The sequence below is a fragment of the Micromonospora sp. LA-10 genome, assembly GCF_051853095.1.
Taxonomy (GTDB): Bacteria; Actinomycetota; Actinomycetes; order Mycobacteriales; family Micromonosporaceae; genus Micromonospora; species Micromonospora echinospora_A.
Map to the genome: position 1 here is coordinate 2,200,270 of NZ_CP195710.1, position 15,430 is coordinate 2,215,699.

General features: G+C 73.9%; 12 protein-coding genes. 2 read left to right on the forward strand and 10 right to left on the reverse strand.

Annotated features, from left to right (window positions below):
• Positions 1 to 14: 14 nt before the first annotated feature.
• The 6 genes from ACSDG8_RS10210 to ACSDG8_RS10235 form a co-directional block, all read right to left on the reverse strand.
• Entirely contained in the window at positions 15 to 3,500 is a 3,486-nt protein-coding gene (locus tag ACSDG8_RS10210) for an ATP-binding cassette domain-containing protein (protein ID WP_210893307.1), read from the reverse strand.
• 89 nt (positions 3,501 to 3,589) lie between these two features.
• Complete coding sequence (locus tag ACSDG8_RS10215; RefSeq protein WP_439427837.1) at positions 3,590 to 4,183, reverse strand: TetR/AcrR family transcriptional regulator; 594 nt, start codon at positions 4,181 to 4,183, stop codon at positions 3,590 to 3,592.
• Positions 4,184 to 4,193: 10 nt separating this feature from the next.
• Positions 4,194 to 6,341, reverse strand: a complete 2,148-nt coding sequence (locus ACSDG8_RS10220) for a YhgE/Pip family protein (protein WP_439427838.1) — start codon at positions 6,339 to 6,341, stop codon at positions 4,194 to 4,196.
• Complete coding sequence (locus tag ACSDG8_RS10225; RefSeq protein ID WP_439427839.1) at positions 6,338 to 7,045, reverse strand: ATP-binding cassette domain-containing protein; 708 nt, start codon at positions 7,043 to 7,045, stop codon at positions 6,338 to 6,340. The genes ACSDG8_RS10220 and ACSDG8_RS10225 overlap by 4 nt, the downstream gene beginning before the upstream one ends.
• A 92-nt stretch (positions 7,046 to 7,137) precedes the next feature.
• The gene (locus ACSDG8_RS10230; RefSeq protein ID WP_210893315.1) at positions 7,138 to 7,977 is read right to left on the reverse strand and encodes a GNAT family N-acetyltransferase; all 840 of its coding nucleotides are present in this window, start codon (positions 7,975 to 7,977) and stop codon (positions 7,138 to 7,140) included.
• Between the two features lie 75 nt (positions 7,978 to 8,052).
• The gene (locus ACSDG8_RS10235) at positions 8,053 to 9,279 is read right to left on the reverse strand and encodes an MFS transporter (protein WP_210893317.1); all 1,227 of its coding nucleotides are present in this window, start codon (positions 9,277 to 9,279) and stop codon (positions 8,053 to 8,055) included.
• A 121-nt stretch (positions 9,280 to 9,400) separates the two neighbouring features.
• Between ACSDG8_RS10235 and ACSDG8_RS10240 the strand changes: the two genes are divergently transcribed.
• Positions 9,401 to 9,988, forward strand: coding sequence for a PadR family transcriptional regulator (locus tag ACSDG8_RS10240; protein WP_210893318.1), 588 nt, complete (start codon positions 9,401 to 9,403; stop codon positions 9,986 to 9,988).
• Between the two features lie 48 nt (positions 9,989 to 10,036).
• On the opposite strand, the gene ACSDG8_RS10245 is transcribed toward ACSDG8_RS10240, so the two are convergent.
• Entirely contained in the window at positions 10,037 to 10,855 is an 819-nt protein-coding gene (locus tag ACSDG8_RS10245; RefSeq protein WP_210893320.1) for a class I SAM-dependent methyltransferase, read from the reverse strand.
• A gap of 128 nt (positions 10,856 to 10,983) precedes the next feature.
• On the opposite strand from ACSDG8_RS10245, the gene ACSDG8_RS10250 reads away from it, so the two are divergent.
• Positions 10,984 to 11,658, forward strand: coding sequence for a winged helix-turn-helix transcriptional regulator (locus ACSDG8_RS10250; protein ID WP_210893322.1), 675 nt, complete (start codon positions 10,984 to 10,986; stop codon positions 11,656 to 11,658).
• A gap of 57 nt (positions 11,659 to 11,715) precedes the next feature.
• Here ACSDG8_RS10250 and ispG read toward each other — a convergent pair whose 3' ends face one another.
• The 3 genes from ispG to dxr are packed head-to-tail and all read right to left on the reverse strand — an operon-like array spanning position 11,716 to position 15,368.
• Positions 11,716 to 12,891, reverse strand: coding sequence for a flavodoxin-dependent (E)-4-hydroxy-3-methylbut-2-enyl-diphosphate synthase (ispG, locus tag ACSDG8_RS10255; protein WP_210893323.1), 1,176 nt, complete (start codon positions 12,889 to 12,891; stop codon positions 11,716 to 11,718).
• 9 nt (positions 12,892 to 12,900) lie between these two features.
• Entirely contained in the window at positions 12,901 to 14,148 is a 1,248-nt protein-coding gene (locus ACSDG8_RS10260) for a M50 family metallopeptidase (protein ID WP_439427840.1), read from the reverse strand.
• Complete coding sequence (gene dxr / locus ACSDG8_RS10265; RefSeq protein ID WP_210942849.1) at positions 14,145 to 15,368, reverse strand: 1-deoxy-D-xylulose-5-phosphate reductoisomerase; 1,224 nt, start codon at positions 15,366 to 15,368, stop codon at positions 14,145 to 14,147. The genes ACSDG8_RS10260 and dxr overlap by 4 nt, the downstream gene beginning before the upstream one ends.
• Positions 15,369 to 15,430 lie beyond the last annotated feature (62 nt).

A 15,430-nucleotide genomic window follows, 5' to 3' on the forward strand; every position in this document is an offset into this window, starting at 1 on the left:
GTCGGGCCGGGCGGTCAGCCGGCCAGGTGGTTCCAGCGGGGTTCCAGGTCGGTCCAGGCGCCCTGGTCGGCCACCGTGCCGTCGATCAGCACCACCACGTGGTCGGCCCGGACCAGCGCGGCCCGCTTCGCGGTCGAGCCCACCACAGTGACCCCGTGCTCGCGCAGCGCCGCCCACAGCGCCAGCTCCGTGCTCACGTCCAGCGCCGACGACACGTCGTCGGCCACCAGCAGCTCGGTACGCGGAGCGAGCGCCCGGGCCAGCGCCAGCCGCTGGAGCTGGCCACCGGAGAGCCGGGTGCCCTTGTGCCCGATGAGCAGCCCGAGCCCGCCCCCGGCCGCGGCCAGGTCGTGTTCGAGCTGGGCGGTCGACACCGCGCTCGCGGCGTCCACCTGATGGCCGAGCGCGATGTTGTCGGCCACCGTGCCGGAGAGCACCCGGGGCAGCTGACCCACGTACCCGACCTGGTTGGGGCGCAGGAACATCTCCGGCTCGGTGACCGGGTCGCCGTTCCAGCGCAGCTCGCCGACGTGGTGCACGATCCCGGCGAGCGCGCGCAGCAGCGACGACTTGCCCGACCCGACCGGGCCGACGACCAGCACCAGCTGCCCGCGCTCGACCACCAGGTCGACGTCGCGGACGGCCAGCGTGCCGTCGGAGTGCAGCGCGCCGAAGCCGGACAGCTCCAGGCGGCGCAGCGGGTGCCGGGGCGGCGTCTCGGGCGCGGGCGCGGTGCCGGCCACCAGGTCCAGTCCGGGCACCGGCGCCGCGTACACGGCCTCGCCGGTCATCGCCACCGTCCGCTTCGTCCACACCCGCGCCGACGGGTACTGCGAGACCAGCGACGCGGTGGTCCACGCGAACCAGCGGGCCGCGCCGAGCGTGGAGACGGCCACCAGCGTCGCGCCGGCGGACAGCCCACCCGTCAGGTAGAGCGCCCACGCGCCGATCGGCAGCAGGCCGCTGGCGACCGACGGGGTGGACCGGGCCCACACCTGCATGGCGATCTCGCGTCGCTGCCGCTCGCTGCGTACCTCGTCCAGCCGGGCGAGGTGACGCAGCACCGGACGGGTGGCGCCAGCCAGCTTCACCGTCCGGGCGGCGGACAGCGCGGAGACCAGCGCGGTGGCGAACGCCGCGCGGGCCTTCACCGTGCCGGCCGCCGTGCGTTCCAGCCGGGGCCCGAACAGCGTCGCCGCCAGCCCGGAGACCACCATCGTGCCGACGAAGAACACCGCCGGCACGAGACTGCCGGTCACCAGCGTCATGGTCACCACGATGACCAGCGAGATGAACTGGTCCATCAGGTTGTCGGCGAGGTGCACCACCCGGTCGGTGTCGCCGCCCTGGGCCACCACCTCGGCCGGGGTGTGCCCGCTGACCCGGCGCGCGCCGGTCTGCCCGTGCACCAGCCGGGCGCTGATCCGCAGCATCTGCCGGATCCACCACTGCGGGAACCACAGGTTCGTCAGGTACGGCAGCGGCAGCACCACGAGCAGCGCGGCGACGATGCCCAGCGCCGGCAGCCACGGGTCGCCGCCGCCGACCAGGTCGGCCCAGAGCCACGGCAGCACCGCGCCGTCCATGCCGAGCACCGTCATCACGATGAACAGGCCGACCGAGATCAGGCCGTACCGCGGGTCGTTCGTGCCCAGCCGGAGGATCTCCCGCATGGTCCGCGCGGGGGGCGTGGGCGGCGCCGGTGGCGGGTCGGCGCGCGGCACGGCGGCCGGCCGCGTCGCGGGCGCGGCAGGCGTGGCGGGCGCGTCGTCCCAGGTGGGCGCATCGAGCAGGTCCACGCCGCCTCGTCGGGCGCCCACCCCGGCGTACGCCCCGGCGTGGCTGGTGGCGAGCAGCTCGGCGAAACGGGCCGATTCGCGCAGCGGACCGGCCTCCAGCACCGCGCCGTCGGCCATCACCACCACCTCGTCGCAGCGGCGCACCGAGGAGAGCCGGTGCGCGATGACGATGCCAATCCGGTCGGTGAGCAGCCGTTCGGTGGCCTCGCGTACCCGGTTCTCGGTGACCGGGTCGAGCCGCGCGGTCGCCTCGTCGAGGATCACCACGTGCGGGTCGCGGACCAGGATGCGGGCGAACGCGACGAGCTGTTCCTGCCCGGCGGAGAGCACGTACCCGCCGTCGCCGAGCCGGGTGTGCACGCCGTCGGGCAGCTCGGCGATCCAGCCGGCCAGGCCCAGCTCGGCCAGCGCCCGCTCGGCGGCGTCCAGCAGCTCCGGGTCGAACAGCGCCACGTTCTCGGCGAGCGTGCCGGCCAGGATCTCGGTGCGCTGCGGCACCACGGCGATCCACCGGCGCAGCTCCTCGACGTCCAGGTCGACCAGGTCGGTCTCGCCGAGGAACACCGTGCCGCGCGGCACGTCCACCGCCCGGGTGAGCACCTTGGCCAGCGTCGACTTGCCCGAGCCGGTCCGGCCGACGAGCGCGTACGAGCGGCCGCGGACGAAGTCGAGGCGCACGTCGCGCAGCGCCGGCCCGCGGTCGTCCCCGCCGGCCGGGTAACGGTAGGTGAGCCCGCGCACCGTGAGGTCGCCGTCGACCGGGGTGGCCCCGCCGTCCGGCTCCTGCGGCGACCCGGCCAGCAGTTGCACCCGGCCCCACGCGCCGAACGCCTGCTGCAGGTGCGGCACCCAGCGGGCGATGTGCTCGACAGTCGCGCCGAACGCGATGGCCAGCAGCCAGATGCCGGTGAGCCGGGCCGCGTCGACCCGGCCGGTGGTCAGCGCCCACGCGCCGCCCAGCACCACACCGGCGATGCCGACCCGGACCGCGCCGGCGGCGGCCGCGGTGACCCGGGCGGAGAGCCGGAACACCCGGACGCACCGGGCGATCACCTCGGCCGCGCGGCGGGCGTAGAGGCGCAGCACGTACGGCCGGGCGAGGCTGGTGCGCACGTCGTCCTGCCCGTGCACCGCCTCCTCCATCACGGCGGCGAGGTCGGACCACGCCTCCTCCTCGGCCATCCGGGCCGGCGCGATCCGGGCGGTCGGGCGGCGCAGCGTCACCGCGAGCAGCGCGGTGAGCACGATCATCCCGACGCCGGCGGGCCACCAGACGATCAGCGCGCTGACCGCCGAGAGCGCGCAGACCGCGAGACCCTGCGCCAGCCGTACGCCGGTGTTCCGCATCTCGGCGGCGACCTGGTAGACGTCGTTGTCGATCCGGTCGAGCAGCTCGCCGACCGGCGTGGTCTCCAGGGCGGGCAGATGCTGCCCGAGCGCTACCCGGCAGAGCCGCCGCCGCACGTCGGCCGACCAGTCGGCGGTGAGCCGGGCCATGATCAGCCCGATCAGCAGATCGGTGACGACAGCGGCGACGAGCGCCACGGCGAGCGCGACGAACCAGCCGGACGAGCGGTGCACCAGCACCGGCCCGGCCAGCGCGGAGGCGGCCGCCTGGCCGGCGGCGCCGAGCACGATCAGCAGCAGTACCGCCGCCATCCGCCGGGGCGCCGTGGCCCAGAGATCTCGGAGCAGGCGCATGGAAGTCCTCCGGACTCGGATCGGTGGGGGCGGTGCCCTCAGCCTCACCCTTCCGGCGTTCCGGACTCAACCGAATTACCGACCGCGGGTCAGGTCCGGGCGACCCGCCGGACGATGCCGAGCAGCGACTCCTGCACCTCGTCGATCGAGCGGTCCGGCGAGAAGACGAGCCAGTCCACCGCCACCACCAGCCCGACGCCGAACAGCGCCGAGCTGGCGGTACGCACGTCCAGGTCGGCCGGGAGGTCGCCGCTGTCCACGCCGGCCTTCACCGTGTCGGCGATCACCGCGATGGCCTCGCCGCGCAGCAGCCGCAGCGTCTGCTGCCACTCCCGGTTGGTGCGCCACATCTCCGAGAGCAGGAGCTGGGCGAAGGCACGGTAGCGGCGGATGTACTCCAGTTGGGCGCGGACCAGCGCGCCGAGCGCCTCCAGCGGCGGCAGGCCCTCGACGGCGGTCCGGAACTCGGCGGTGAGCAGGCCGATGCCGTGCCGCAGCAACTCCTCGAACAGGACGGTCTTGGACTCGAAGTTGTAGTAGACGGTCCCCTTCGCCACGCCCGCCCGGGCCGCGATGTCGTCCACAGTGGTGGCCGAGAAGCCCTGCTCGGCGATGAGGTCCACCGCCGCCACGAAGAGGCGCTGGCGGGTGTCCTCGCGCCGGCGCGTCCGTCCGTCCGTCACCGGCTCATCCTCACATGGTCAGTTCGGGGTGCAGCTTGGCCGGGGTCAGCCGCCGGGAACGGCGGGCCGCGCCGACGGTGAGCGCCATGGCGCCCAGCCCGAACGCGAGCAGCACCAGCGCGCCGGTGACCACCGGCGTGGTCGTGCCGCCGTTGATGGTGTGCCGCAGCCCGTCCACCACGTACGTCATCGGCAGCCACGGGTGGATCGCCTGGAAGAAGGCGGGCGAGGTCTGCACCGGGTAGGTGCCGCCGGAGGAGGTGAGCTGGAGCATCAGCAGCGCCAGCGCGGCCAGCCGGCCGGCCGGGCCGAGCGCCACGCCGAGCAGTTGCATGATCGCGGTGAACGCCAGCGAGGTGAGGGCGAGCAGCCCGAACGTCGCCGCACCGTGCCGCGGGTCGAGCCCGAGCGCCAGCGTCACCACCGTGTAGAGCACCGCGACCTGGGCCAGGCCGATCCCCGCGGCGGGCAGCCACCCGGCGAGCACGACCCGCCAGCCGGGCGCGCCGGACATCACGTGCCGCCGGTTGACCGGCCGCAACAGCATGTACGTGATCATCGCGCCGACCCAGAGCGCCAGCGCCAGGAAGTACGGGGCGAAGCCCACCCCGTACGAGCCGGCCGGGTTCTGCGTGTCGCGGATCAGACCGACCGGGTCGCCGAGCACACCGGCGCGACTGGCCGCGTCGTCGTACCCGGGTAGCTTCCGCTCTCCGGCGGCGAGCCCGTCGGCGAGGTCCCCGGCGCCGCCCTCCAGCCGGGTCAGCCCGTCGACCAGCCGGTTGCTGCCGCTGCCGAGCTGGGCCAGGCCGCCGTCGAGCTGGCGGGCGCCGCTGGCGAGCCGGTAGAGGCCGCCGCGCAGCTCGTTCGCGCCGGTCGACGCGTCGCCCAGTCCGTCGCGGAGCTTGGCGCTGCCCTGGGCCAGCGCGGCGAGCCCGCCGGCCAGCTCGTTCACCTTGGCGCGGGCGGAGGCGACGTCGTCGGCCAGGTGCGGCGCGGCGGCGGCGACCTCGCGGGCGGTCTTCGCCACGTCGGTCATCTGCTTGCGCAGCGTGGCCAGGTCGGTCTTGTCCAGCGCGGCCACCACTGCGCGGGCCTGCGTGACGGCCCGGTCGGCGGCCTTGCGGGCGGCGGCGAAGTCCGGGTTGTCCGCCAGCTCGGGGTGTTCCTTGGCGACCGCGTCGAGCCGGTCGCGGACCTCCTCGGCGGTCACAACCACCTCGGCGGCCCTGCCGGGCGCGTCCAGTCCGGCGGCGAGTTGCTGCGCGCCGTCGGCGACCAGCGTCGCCGCCTTCTGGATCTTGTCGGCGTTGCGGCGCAGCACCGGCTCGTACCTGTCGGCGGCGGCGTTCACAGTCGCCGCCGCGGCCTTGGTCTCGGTGGCCGCCCGCCCGGCGCCGTCGGCGAGCTGGGCGGCGCCGGTACGCAGCTGGTCGAGGCCCTTGGCGAGCTTGTCCGCGCCCCGGGCCGACTGGTTCAGCCCACCGGCGAGCTGCCCGGCCCCGTCGGTGGCGTCACCGAGCCCGTCGGCGATCTTCCCCGCGCCCTGCTGGGAGCTGCCGAGCCCGTCGGCGATCTTCCCGGCGCCGTCGGCGGCGCGTCCGGTCTCGGCCTTGGCGTCGGTGAAGCCGATCAGCATCTTGTCGAAGTACGTGGCGGCGGTGCTCTGCGCGGCGGCGGCCCGGATCTCGCTGAACGCCGACCGGGCGAGCAGCCCGGAGAGGTAGTTGGTGGCGTCGTCGTTGACGACCTTCAGCTCGCCCTGCCGGGCCGGCCGGTCCGGCTCGGGGCCGGCGGCGAGCGTGGCGGAGAAGTCCTGCGGGATGGAGAAGATCAGGTGGTAGCGCCCGTCGCGCAGCCCCTTGGTGGCGTCGGCCTGGTCGGTGACGGTCCAGCCGAACACCCTGCGGTCGAGCAGCTTCTCGGTCAGGTCGCGCCCGGCGTGCACCTCGCTGCCGTCACCGGCGGTGGCCGGGCGGTCGGCGTTGACCAGGGCGACCGGGATCCGGTCCATCTTCCCGTAGGGATCCCAGAACGCGTACAGGTAGAGCGCGCCGTAGAGCAGCGGGACGATGGTGAGCACCGCCAGGGCGGCGCGCGGCAGCCGGCCCCGGGTCATCCGGCGCAGCTCGAACATCGCCAGTCGCAGGACGCTCATGCGGTCACCTCGGCGGGCTCGGCGGGAACGGTCAGGGCGGGTACGGGCACCGCCGGGTCGCCGATGCGGTGCACCGTGGCGGCGACGCCGGGCTCGACGGCGCGGGCGCTGGCGACCACCGCGTACCCCTGGTCGGCGAGGCGTTCCAGCGCGCCCCACATCCACTCCCGCTCGGGGCGGTCGGCACCGGCGTCCACGTCGTCGGCGACGATCAGGCTTGGACCGCCGAGGCTGGCCAGCACCAGCCCGAGCACCTGCCGTTCGACAGGGGTGAGGTCGCGGCCGTACCGGTCGGGGTCGAGCGGGGCGTCGGTGAGCCCGGCGCCGGCGACGGCGGCTGCGAAGGCGTCCCGGCGGTAGGCGCGGCGGGCCCGCACCGCGGCCACCGGGATCAGCCGCCGGCGGCGGCGCGGCACCGGCCCGAGCAGCAGCAGCCGTTCGGTGATGTGCTCGGCGACGGTGAGCGTCGGGTCGGGCTCGTGCACGCCGGCCACCTGGCCGAGCGCGGCCGGGCCCCGGAGGTGCAGTTCGCCGTGGCTGTGCGGGAAGCGCCCGGCCAGGGTGAGCAGCAGGGAGGTGCGCCCGCTGCCGGGCGGGCCGGTGAGCGCGACCAGCTCACCGCTCGCGGCGGTGAGGTCGACGTCCCGGTAGACCCAGCCGCGGCGGGTCCGCAGCCCCAGGCCACTGGTCTCGACGATGTTCATCAGACCCCGAATTCTGAACTGACTAGTCAGTATAAAAACATGCCCAGCCTAGCGCCGGGTGTCCGGTTCGGGACCTCTGGCGGACGTGATCCTCAGAACAGCACTGTGGCGAGCGTGCCGACCGGGCGGAAGCCGCAGCGCTCGTAGACCCGCCGGGCGGGCAGGTTGAAGTCGTTGACGTAGAGGCTCACTGTGGGCGCGACCCGGTCCAGCGCGTCACGCACCACGGCGGCCATCGCGGCGGTGGCGATGCCCCGGCCGCGCCACTCCGGCGCCACCCAGACGCCCTGCACCTGGGCGGTCCGGCGGGTCACCACGGCAAGCTCGGCCTTGAAGACCACCCGCCCGTCGACGAAGCGGGCGTAGGCGCGGCCGGAGCGCACCAGCTCGGTCACCCGCCGCCGGTAGCCGCGCCCGCCGTCCTCGGCCAGCGGCGACACCCCGACCTCCTCGGTGTACATCGCCACCGCGGCCGGGAAGAGCCGGTCGACCTCACTGCCGCGCACCCGCCGCACGTCCGGGTCGGGCGCCACGGCGGGCAGCGCGTCGGTCGCCAGCAAGGGCTGGTTCGGGCGTACGTCCCGGGCCGGCCCCCAGTGCGGGCCGAGGCGGTCCCAGAGCCCGAGTACGGCGTCGGCGCGGCCCACGATCGAGGAACAGAGCCGCTCCTGCGCGCTCAACTGCTCGGCGAACGCGCTCACCGCCGACTCGGACGCGAGCACCGGGGTCAGGTTGCCGCCGAGCCAGCAGATCGACTCCAGGTTGCGGCGGGAGCCGTAGCCGAGGATCCGGGCCTCGGCCCGCCACCAGGCCAGCCCGCGCGCCGCCACCCGCTCGGCGACCTGCGCGCCGGCGTACGGGTCGAGGTCGAGCAGCCGTTCGACGGCACGGCGCTCCGACTCCCCCAGTTGGCGTACCGGCACCGTCAGCACGGTTACCAGCCTGCCAGATCCGCCCCGGGACGCGCGGGCCGACCGGGCACTCCGGACGCTGCGGTGAGCGGTGGCTCAGCCGACCGGCGCGGGCTCCGGTTCGGGCGCGGGCGGGCGGGTCCGGGCGGCCCACCGCACCACCGGCGGCACGAGCGCGCCGAGCAGCAGGAACACCCCGCCGAGCACCAGCCAGCCCGGCACGCCCCAGCCGATCGCGAGCGTGGTCACCACCACCGGGGCGACCATCGAGCCGAGCTGCATGCCCATCCCGTACGCCCCCTGGTACTGACCGTGCGCGTGCGCCGGGGCCAGCCCGAACGAGATGCCCCAGCCGGCCGCCGCGTGCCACAGCTCCCCCACGACGTGCACCAGCGCGCCGGCCAGCAGCAGCGGCACCGCCACCGCGAGCGGCACGCCGCCACCTGCCGCGAACAGCGCGCAGGCCACAGCGAGCAGGACGCCGGCCCGGCGGGAGGCCCGGCCCGCGCCGGTCAGGTCCTCGGTGCCCCGCGAGGCGCGGACCTGGAACAGGATCACCACCACCGTGTTGACGAGCAGGCAGACGGAGATCAGCCAGTTCGGCGCGGTGGTGTGCCCGGCGATCCAGAGCGGCAGGGCGATGTTGATCAGCGAGAAGTGCATGGACATGAGCCCGTCCAGCACGGTGAAGGCGAGGAACGGGCGGTCCCGCAGCGCGATCAGCCGTGGCCCGTGCGCCGGGGCGGGCACCGGCGGCACCGGCGGGAGCCGCAGCAGCACCGCCGCCGCCAGCACGTATGTAGCGGCGTCGAGCAGGATCAGCGTGACGTACGCGCCGCGGGTGTCGGCGGCGAGCGCGAACCCGGCCAGCACGGTGCCCACCGAGATGCCGACGTTTGTGACCGCGCGCAGGTAGGCGCGGGTGCGGACCCGCTGGTCGGGCGGGACGGCCCCGGCGATGAGCGCGCCCCGGGCGCCCCGGGTGCCCGCGTCGGCGAGCGCCATCAGCACGCCGACGGCCAGGAAGCCGGTGAACGAGCGCACCGCGACCAGCGCGGCGGTGCACCCGGCGGAGGCGAGCAGCGCGGCCATCTGGAGCCCGCGCGGCCCGAGGCGGTCGGCCAGGTAGCCCATCGGGGTGCTCGCCACCAGGCTGACCAGCGCGGTGAGGGTGAGCGCCACGCCGACCTGGGTCACGGTGAGCCCGACCGAGCGGGTGAGGAAGAGCGCGCTGGCGGTGAGCCAGGTGCCCCGCCCGACGGTGTTGACGAGCGTGGAGAGGGCGAGGGTCCGGGACGGTCCGGGTTCGGGAAGCAGCCGCACGCCGGCAGCCTAACAGTACGCACGTACGGTTTGCGGCCCGGTTTATTCAGCGTCTTGTCGGCGATGCATTGCCGATATATCGTTGATGCATCAGTGATACGCCGACGCAAGGAGAACCCCGATGGGTTTCCACAGACGGATGCACGCCATGCACGACGAGATGCGCCGCCGGGGCGGCTTCGGCTTCCCGCCCGTACCCCCGGGTCCGCCGCCCTTCTCCCCCGGACCGCACGGTCACGGGCGAGGCCGGGGCGGGCGCGGACGCGGCCGGCGGCCGAACGTGCGCGGCGCCATGCTGGCCCTGCTCACCGAGCGGCCGATGCACGGCTACGAGATGATCCAGGAGATCGACTCCCGCACCGGCGGGGCCTGGCGGCCCAGCCCCGGCTCGATCTACCCGACGCTGCAACTGCTGGAGGACGAGGGCGTCATCGCGACCGCCGCCGACTCCGAGGGCGGACGCAAGCGGTTCGCGCTCACCGAACAGGGCCAGGCCGAGGCGGCCACCGCCGCGCAGACCCCGCCCTGGGCCGAGTTCGCCGAGCAGACAGTCAACAGCTGGCACGACATCCGCGACGCCGGCGGGCAGGCCATGCAGGCGCTGCGGCAGGTGATGACCACCGGCACCGACGACCAGCGCGCCCGGGCCGCCCAGGTGCTCGACGAGACCCGGCGCAAGCTCTACGCCATCCTCGCCGAGTCCGAGTGAGCACCGCCGCCGGGACGGCACGCCGGCCGGACGACGGCCGGCGTGCCGTCAGGCGCGGCGCGCGGTGACCAGCAGGTACTCCCAGCGCATCACGCCGCCGTCCAGGTGCCGGGCGGCCAGGTCGGTCAACGCGCGGTCGAGCCCGGCCGTACGCTCCGGGTCGCCCCCGTTCGCCCGGTAGACCGCCACAGTCGGTCCGTAGTGGGTCGCGAAGAAGTCCCGGAACTGTCCGGGCGTCGCGAACCGGTTCACCACCACCGCGTCGCGCCCCAGCCGGAGCGTGTCGACCCGGTCGCCGAACAACTCCCGGACGTGGTCCTCGTCGCCCCAGAGCGGAGGCGGCTGCGCGCCCGGCGGCGGTGGCGGCGCGTACGGCCGCATGGCCGCGAACAACTGGCCGACGAAGCCCTCCGGGGTCCAGTTGACCAGGCCGATCGTCCCGCCCGGACGGCACACCCGCAGCAACTCGTCGGCGGCGACCTGATGCCGGGGCGCGAACATGACGCCCACGCAGGACAGCACCGCGTCGAACGCGCCGTCGGCGTACGGCAGCGCCTCCGCGTCCGCCTCCTCCCAGGTCAGCGTCACGCCCTCCCGCTCGGCCGACGCCTGCCCGATCGCCAGCAGCTCCGGGGTGAGGTCACCGGCCACCACCTCCGCGCCGGTCCGGGCCGCCGGCAGAGCCGCGTTACCGGTTCCGGCCGCCACGTCCAGCACCCGCATGCCCGGTCCCACCCCCGCCGCCCGGACCAGCGTCGCCCCCAACTGCGGGATCACCTGCGCGGCCACGGCGGAGTAGTCGCCCATCGCCCACATCGCGCGGTGCCGGGCCTTCAGCGCCGCGTCCTGTTCCCGTTCCTCGATCATCTGTCGCTCCTCACAGTCGTCCCTGTCAGGGACGCTAGGCAGCGGACGACCCGGCCCCCAGTACGAGATCTGTACCGCTCCCGACAGGCGCCTGGCCGGGCCGCCGGGCCGGGCGTAGCGTGCCCGCCATGGGGGCCTCCTACCACCAGTTCTGCCCCGTGGCGAAGGCCATGGAGCTGCTCGACGAGCGGTGGACGCTGCTCGTGGTCCGGGAGTTGGTCAGCGGCTCGGAACGCTTCAACGAGCTGCGCCGGGGCCTGCCCCGGATGTCGCCCACGCTGCTGTCCCGCCGGCTGCACCAGCTCGTCCGCGCCGGGGTGGTGGAACGGCGGGTCGACGGCGCCGACGTGCGCTACGTCCCGACCGCCGCCGGGCGCGAGCTGCGGCCCGTGCTGGAGGCGCTCGGCGCCTGGGGCGTGCGCTGGATCGGTGAGCTGGGCGACGCCGACCTGGACCCGAAGCTGCTGCTGTGGGACATGCACCGGCACGTCGACCACGACGCGGTCCCGCCGGGGCGTACCGTCGTGCGGTTCCGCTTCCGGGACGTGCCCACGACGCAGCGCGACTGGTGGATGGTGATCGCCGCAGGCGAGGCCGACGTCTGCGACATCGACCCCGGGCACGACGTGACGGTGACAGTCACGGCGGACCTGCGCGCCCTGGTCCAGGTCTGGATGGGCGACCTGGAGTGGGCCGCGGCGCTGCGCGGCGGCGCGGTGGAGGTGACCGGGCCGGAGGCGCTGCGGCGCGCCGCGCCCGGCTGGTTCACCCTCTCCCCCTTCGCCGCCGTGCCCCGGCCCTGAGACGGCGCGTGCGGCCGCCCCGGAACGGGGACGGCCGCACGGCGACGCGGAAGTGGATCAGTGCACGGTGACTGTGGCGCCGCCCGGCACCAGGTCCCGCAGCTCCTCGGGGATCTCGGCGCCCATCTCGTCGGCGATCCGCAGCGCCTCCTCGATCAGCGTCTCCACGATCTGCGCCTCGGGCACAGTCTTGACGACCTTGCCCTTGACGAAGATCTGGCCCTTGCCGTTGCCGGAGGCAACGCCCAGGTCGGCCTCGCGGGCCTCGCCCGGACCGTTCACCACGCAGCCCATGACCGCGACGCGCAGCGGCACCGGCAGGCCCTCCAGGCCGGCGGTGACCTCCTCGGCCAGCTTGTAGACGTCGACCTGTGCCCGTCCGCAGGACGGGCAGGAGACGATCTCCAGGCCACGCTCCCGCAGGCCCAACGACTCCAGGATCTGGTTGCCGACCTTGATCTCCTCGACCGGCGGGGCGGACAACGAGACCCGGATGGTGTCACCGATGCCCTCGGCCAGCAGCGCGCCGAACGCCACCGCCGACTTGATCGTGCCCTGGAACGCCGGGCCCGCCTCGGTGACGCCGAGGTGCAGCGGATAGTCGCACTTCTCGGCCAGCAGCCGGTACGCGCGGATCATCACCACCGGGTCGTTGTGCTTGACCGAGATCTTGATGTCCCGGAAGCCGTGCTCCTCGAACAGCGAGCACTCCCACAGCGCCGACTCCACCAGCGCCTCGGCGGTGGCCTTGCCGTACTTGGCCAGCAGGCGCTTGTCCAGCGAGCCCGCGTTCACGCCGATCCGGATCGGCACGCCCGCGTCGCCGGCGGCCCGCGCGATCTCCTTGACCTTGTCGTCGAACTGCCGGATGTTGCCCGGGTTCACCCGCACCGCGGCGCAGCCGGCGTCGATCGCCGCGAAGACGTACTTCGGCTGGAAGTGGATGTCGGCGATCACCGGGATCTGCGACTTGCGCGCGATCGCGGGCAGCGCCTCCACGTCGTCCTGCGACGGCACGGCGACCCGGACGATCTGGCAGCCGGACGCGGTCAGCTCGGCGATCTGCTGGAGCGTGGCGTTGACGTCGGCGGTGAGGGTGGTGGTCATGGACTGCACCGAGACCGGCGCGCCGCCGCCGACCGGCACCGAACCGACCATGATCTGGCGGCTGGCCCGGCGCGGGGCCAGCGGCGGCGGCGGTACGGGGGGCATACCGAGACTGACAGCGGTCACTTCAGGCACTCACCTTGAGAAGAGCGTGATGGGGTTGATGACATCAGCGGTGACGGTGAGCAGCGTGAACGCGCCACCGATCAGGATCACCGCGTACGTGAACGGCATGAGTTTGAGGTAGTCGACCCGGCCGGGATCCCGGCGGCCGATGCGCGCGTACAGCCAGGAGCGCGCCCGTTCGAACCAGGCGATGGCGATGTGACCGCCGTCCAGCGGAAGCAGTGGCAGCAGGTTGAACACGCCGATGAAGAAGTTCAGCGACACGAAGAGCATGAAGAACACCAGCCAGGCGTTGTTCTCCACGGCCTCGCCGCCGAGCCGGGTGGCGCCGACCACGCTGATCGGGGTGTCCATGTCGCGCTCGCTGCCGGTGATCGCGCTCCACAGCGCGGGCACCTTCTGCGGGATCCGCTGCATGGCGTGCGCGGTCTGCACCGCCATGGTGCCGGTGAAGTCGGCGGTGGCGCCGAACGCGGCGATCGGGCCGTACTCGACCCGGGGCGGGGTGCTCGGCCGCAGGGCCACACCGAGCGCGGAGACCGACGAGGCGGCGCCCTTCGGGTCGTCCAGCGGCGGGCGCTGCACCGCGGCCAGGTCGACGCGGGTCTCCTGCGACCGGCCGTCGCGCTCGAAGGTGACTGTGGCCGCGCCGGGCGGGGTGGCCCGGACCACGTCGAGCATGTCGCCCCAGGTGGAGACCGGTCGGCCGTTCACCGCGGTGATTCGGTCGCCGTCCTTGAGCTGGGCCTTCTCGGCCGGGCTGGCCGGGTCGTCGGCCTGGCAGGCGCGGGCCGCGTTCTCCACCACGACACAGGGGGCCAGCGCGATCACGGCGGGCTCCGCCTTGAAGCCGTCCTCGGTGGAGGGGAACTTCGGGTTCGGCAGGCCGGCGGTGATCGCGATGATCCAGAGCGCGATCAGGGCGAGCGCGAAATGGGTGATCGAGCCGGCGGACATCACGATCGTCCGCTTCCAGACCGGGTAGCGCCACATCGCGCGCTTCTCGTCCCCGGGCTCGACGTCGTCGTCCTGCGGCGTCATGCCGACGATCTTGCAGAAGCCGCCGAGCGGAATGCCCTTGATGCCGTACTCGGTCTCGCCCCACTTGAACGACCACAGCGTCGGGCCGAAGCCGACGAAGTAGCGGGTGACCTTCATCCCGAACGCCTTGGCGGTCAGCATGTGCCCCGCCTCGTGCAGGCTCACCGAGATGAGAATCGCCAGGGCGAACAGCACCACCCCGAGCAGATAGCTCATCGAGCTCCTTCCACCGACCCGACGATGATCTCCTGGGCGTGCGCCCGTGCCCACGACTCGGCGGCGAGCACGTCCTCGACGGTACCTGGTTCGTCGAAATCGGGTGCGTCCTCCAGCACCCGCTGGAGGGTGTCGACGATGCCGAGGAACGGCAGCCGGCCCGCGACGAACGCGGCCACGCACTCCTCGTTGGCCGCGTTGTAGATCGCCGGACGGCAGTGTCCCGCCTCACCCGCCGCCTTGGCCAGCGCGACCGCCGGGAACGCCGCGTCGTCCAGCGGGAAGAACTCCCAAGTGTGGGCAGTGGTCCAGTCGACCGCGGCGGCGGCGCCGGGCACGCGATCCGGCCAGCCGATGCCCAGCGCGATGGGTAGCCGCATGTCCGGCGGGCTGGCCTGGGCCAGCGTCGAGCCGTCGGCGAACTCGACCATCGAGTGGATCACCGACTGCGGGTGGACCATCACCTCGATGTCGGCGTACGGCACGTCGAACAGCTCGTGCGCCTCGATCACCTCCAGCGCCTTGTTGACCATCGTGGCGGAGTTGATCGTGACGACCGGGCCCATGTTCCAGGTCGGGTGCGCCAGCGCCTGCTCCGGCGTGACGGCGGTCAGCTCGTCGCGCCGACGCCCCCGGAACGGGCCGCCGCTGGCGGTGACCACGAGCCGCCGCACCTCGCCCCGGGCGCCGCCGCGCAGACACTGCGCCAGCGCCGAGTGCTCACTGTCAACAGGAACGATCTGGCTATGACCCGGGTGCCGCGACAGCGCGGCCTTGACCAGCGGGCCGCCGGCGACGAGGGACTCCTTGTTGGCCAGCGCGAGGGTACGCCCGGCGTGCAGCGCGGCCAGCGTCGGCGGCAGGCCCAGCGAGCCGACCACCCCGTTGAGCACCACGTCGCACGGCCACTGCGCCAGCTCGGTCATCGCGTCCGGCCCGGCCACGATCTTGGGCAGCTTGAAGTCACCGGTGGCCCAGCCGCGCTTGCTCGCCTCGGCGTAGAACGCGAGCTGAAGGTCCTGCGCGGCGGACGCGCGGGCCACACCGACCGCCTCCACGCCCAGCTCCAGCGCCTGCGCGGCGAGCAACTCCACGTTGCCGCCACCCGCGCCGAGGGCCACCACCCGGAAGCGGTCCGGGTTGCGCTTGACGATGTCGATGGCCTGGGTGCCGATCGAGCCGGTCGAACCGAGCAGCACGAGATCTCGGGGAGTGGTCACCGGACCATTGTTCCCCAGCGCCTCACCCCGGTTCGTCCCGGAGTGCCCGGCGGCATGATCGA

Excerpts from the sequence above, each read along its gene's own strand:
- ACSDG8_RS10210 (WP_210893307.1), bottom strand. The coding sequence starts at position 3,500 with ATGCGCCTGCTCCGAGATCTCTGGGCCACGGCGCCCCGGCGGATGGCG.
- ACSDG8_RS10220 (WP_439427838.1), bottom strand. The coding sequence starts at position 6,341 with ATGAGCGTCCTGCGACTGGCGATGTTCGAGCTGCGCCGGATGACCCGG.
- ACSDG8_RS10225 (WP_439427839.1), bottom strand. The coding sequence starts at position 7,045 with ATGAACATCGTCGAGACCAGTGGCCTGGGGCTGCGGACCCGCCGCGGC.
- ACSDG8_RS10240 (WP_210893318.1), top strand. The coding sequence starts at position 9,401 with ATGGGTTTCCACAGACGGATGCACGCCATGCACGACGAGATGCGCCGC.
- ACSDG8_RS10245 (WP_210893320.1), bottom strand. The coding sequence starts at position 10,855 with ATGATCGAGGAACGGGAACAGGACGCGGCGCTGAAGGCCCGGCACCGC.
- ACSDG8_RS10250 (WP_210893322.1), top strand. The coding sequence starts at position 10,984 with ATGGGGGCCTCCTACCACCAGTTCTGCCCCGTGGCGAAGGCCATGGAG.
- ACSDG8_RS10260 (WP_439427840.1), bottom strand. The coding sequence starts at position 14,148 with ATGAGCTATCTGCTCGGGGTGGTGCTGTTCGCCCTGGCGATTCTCATC.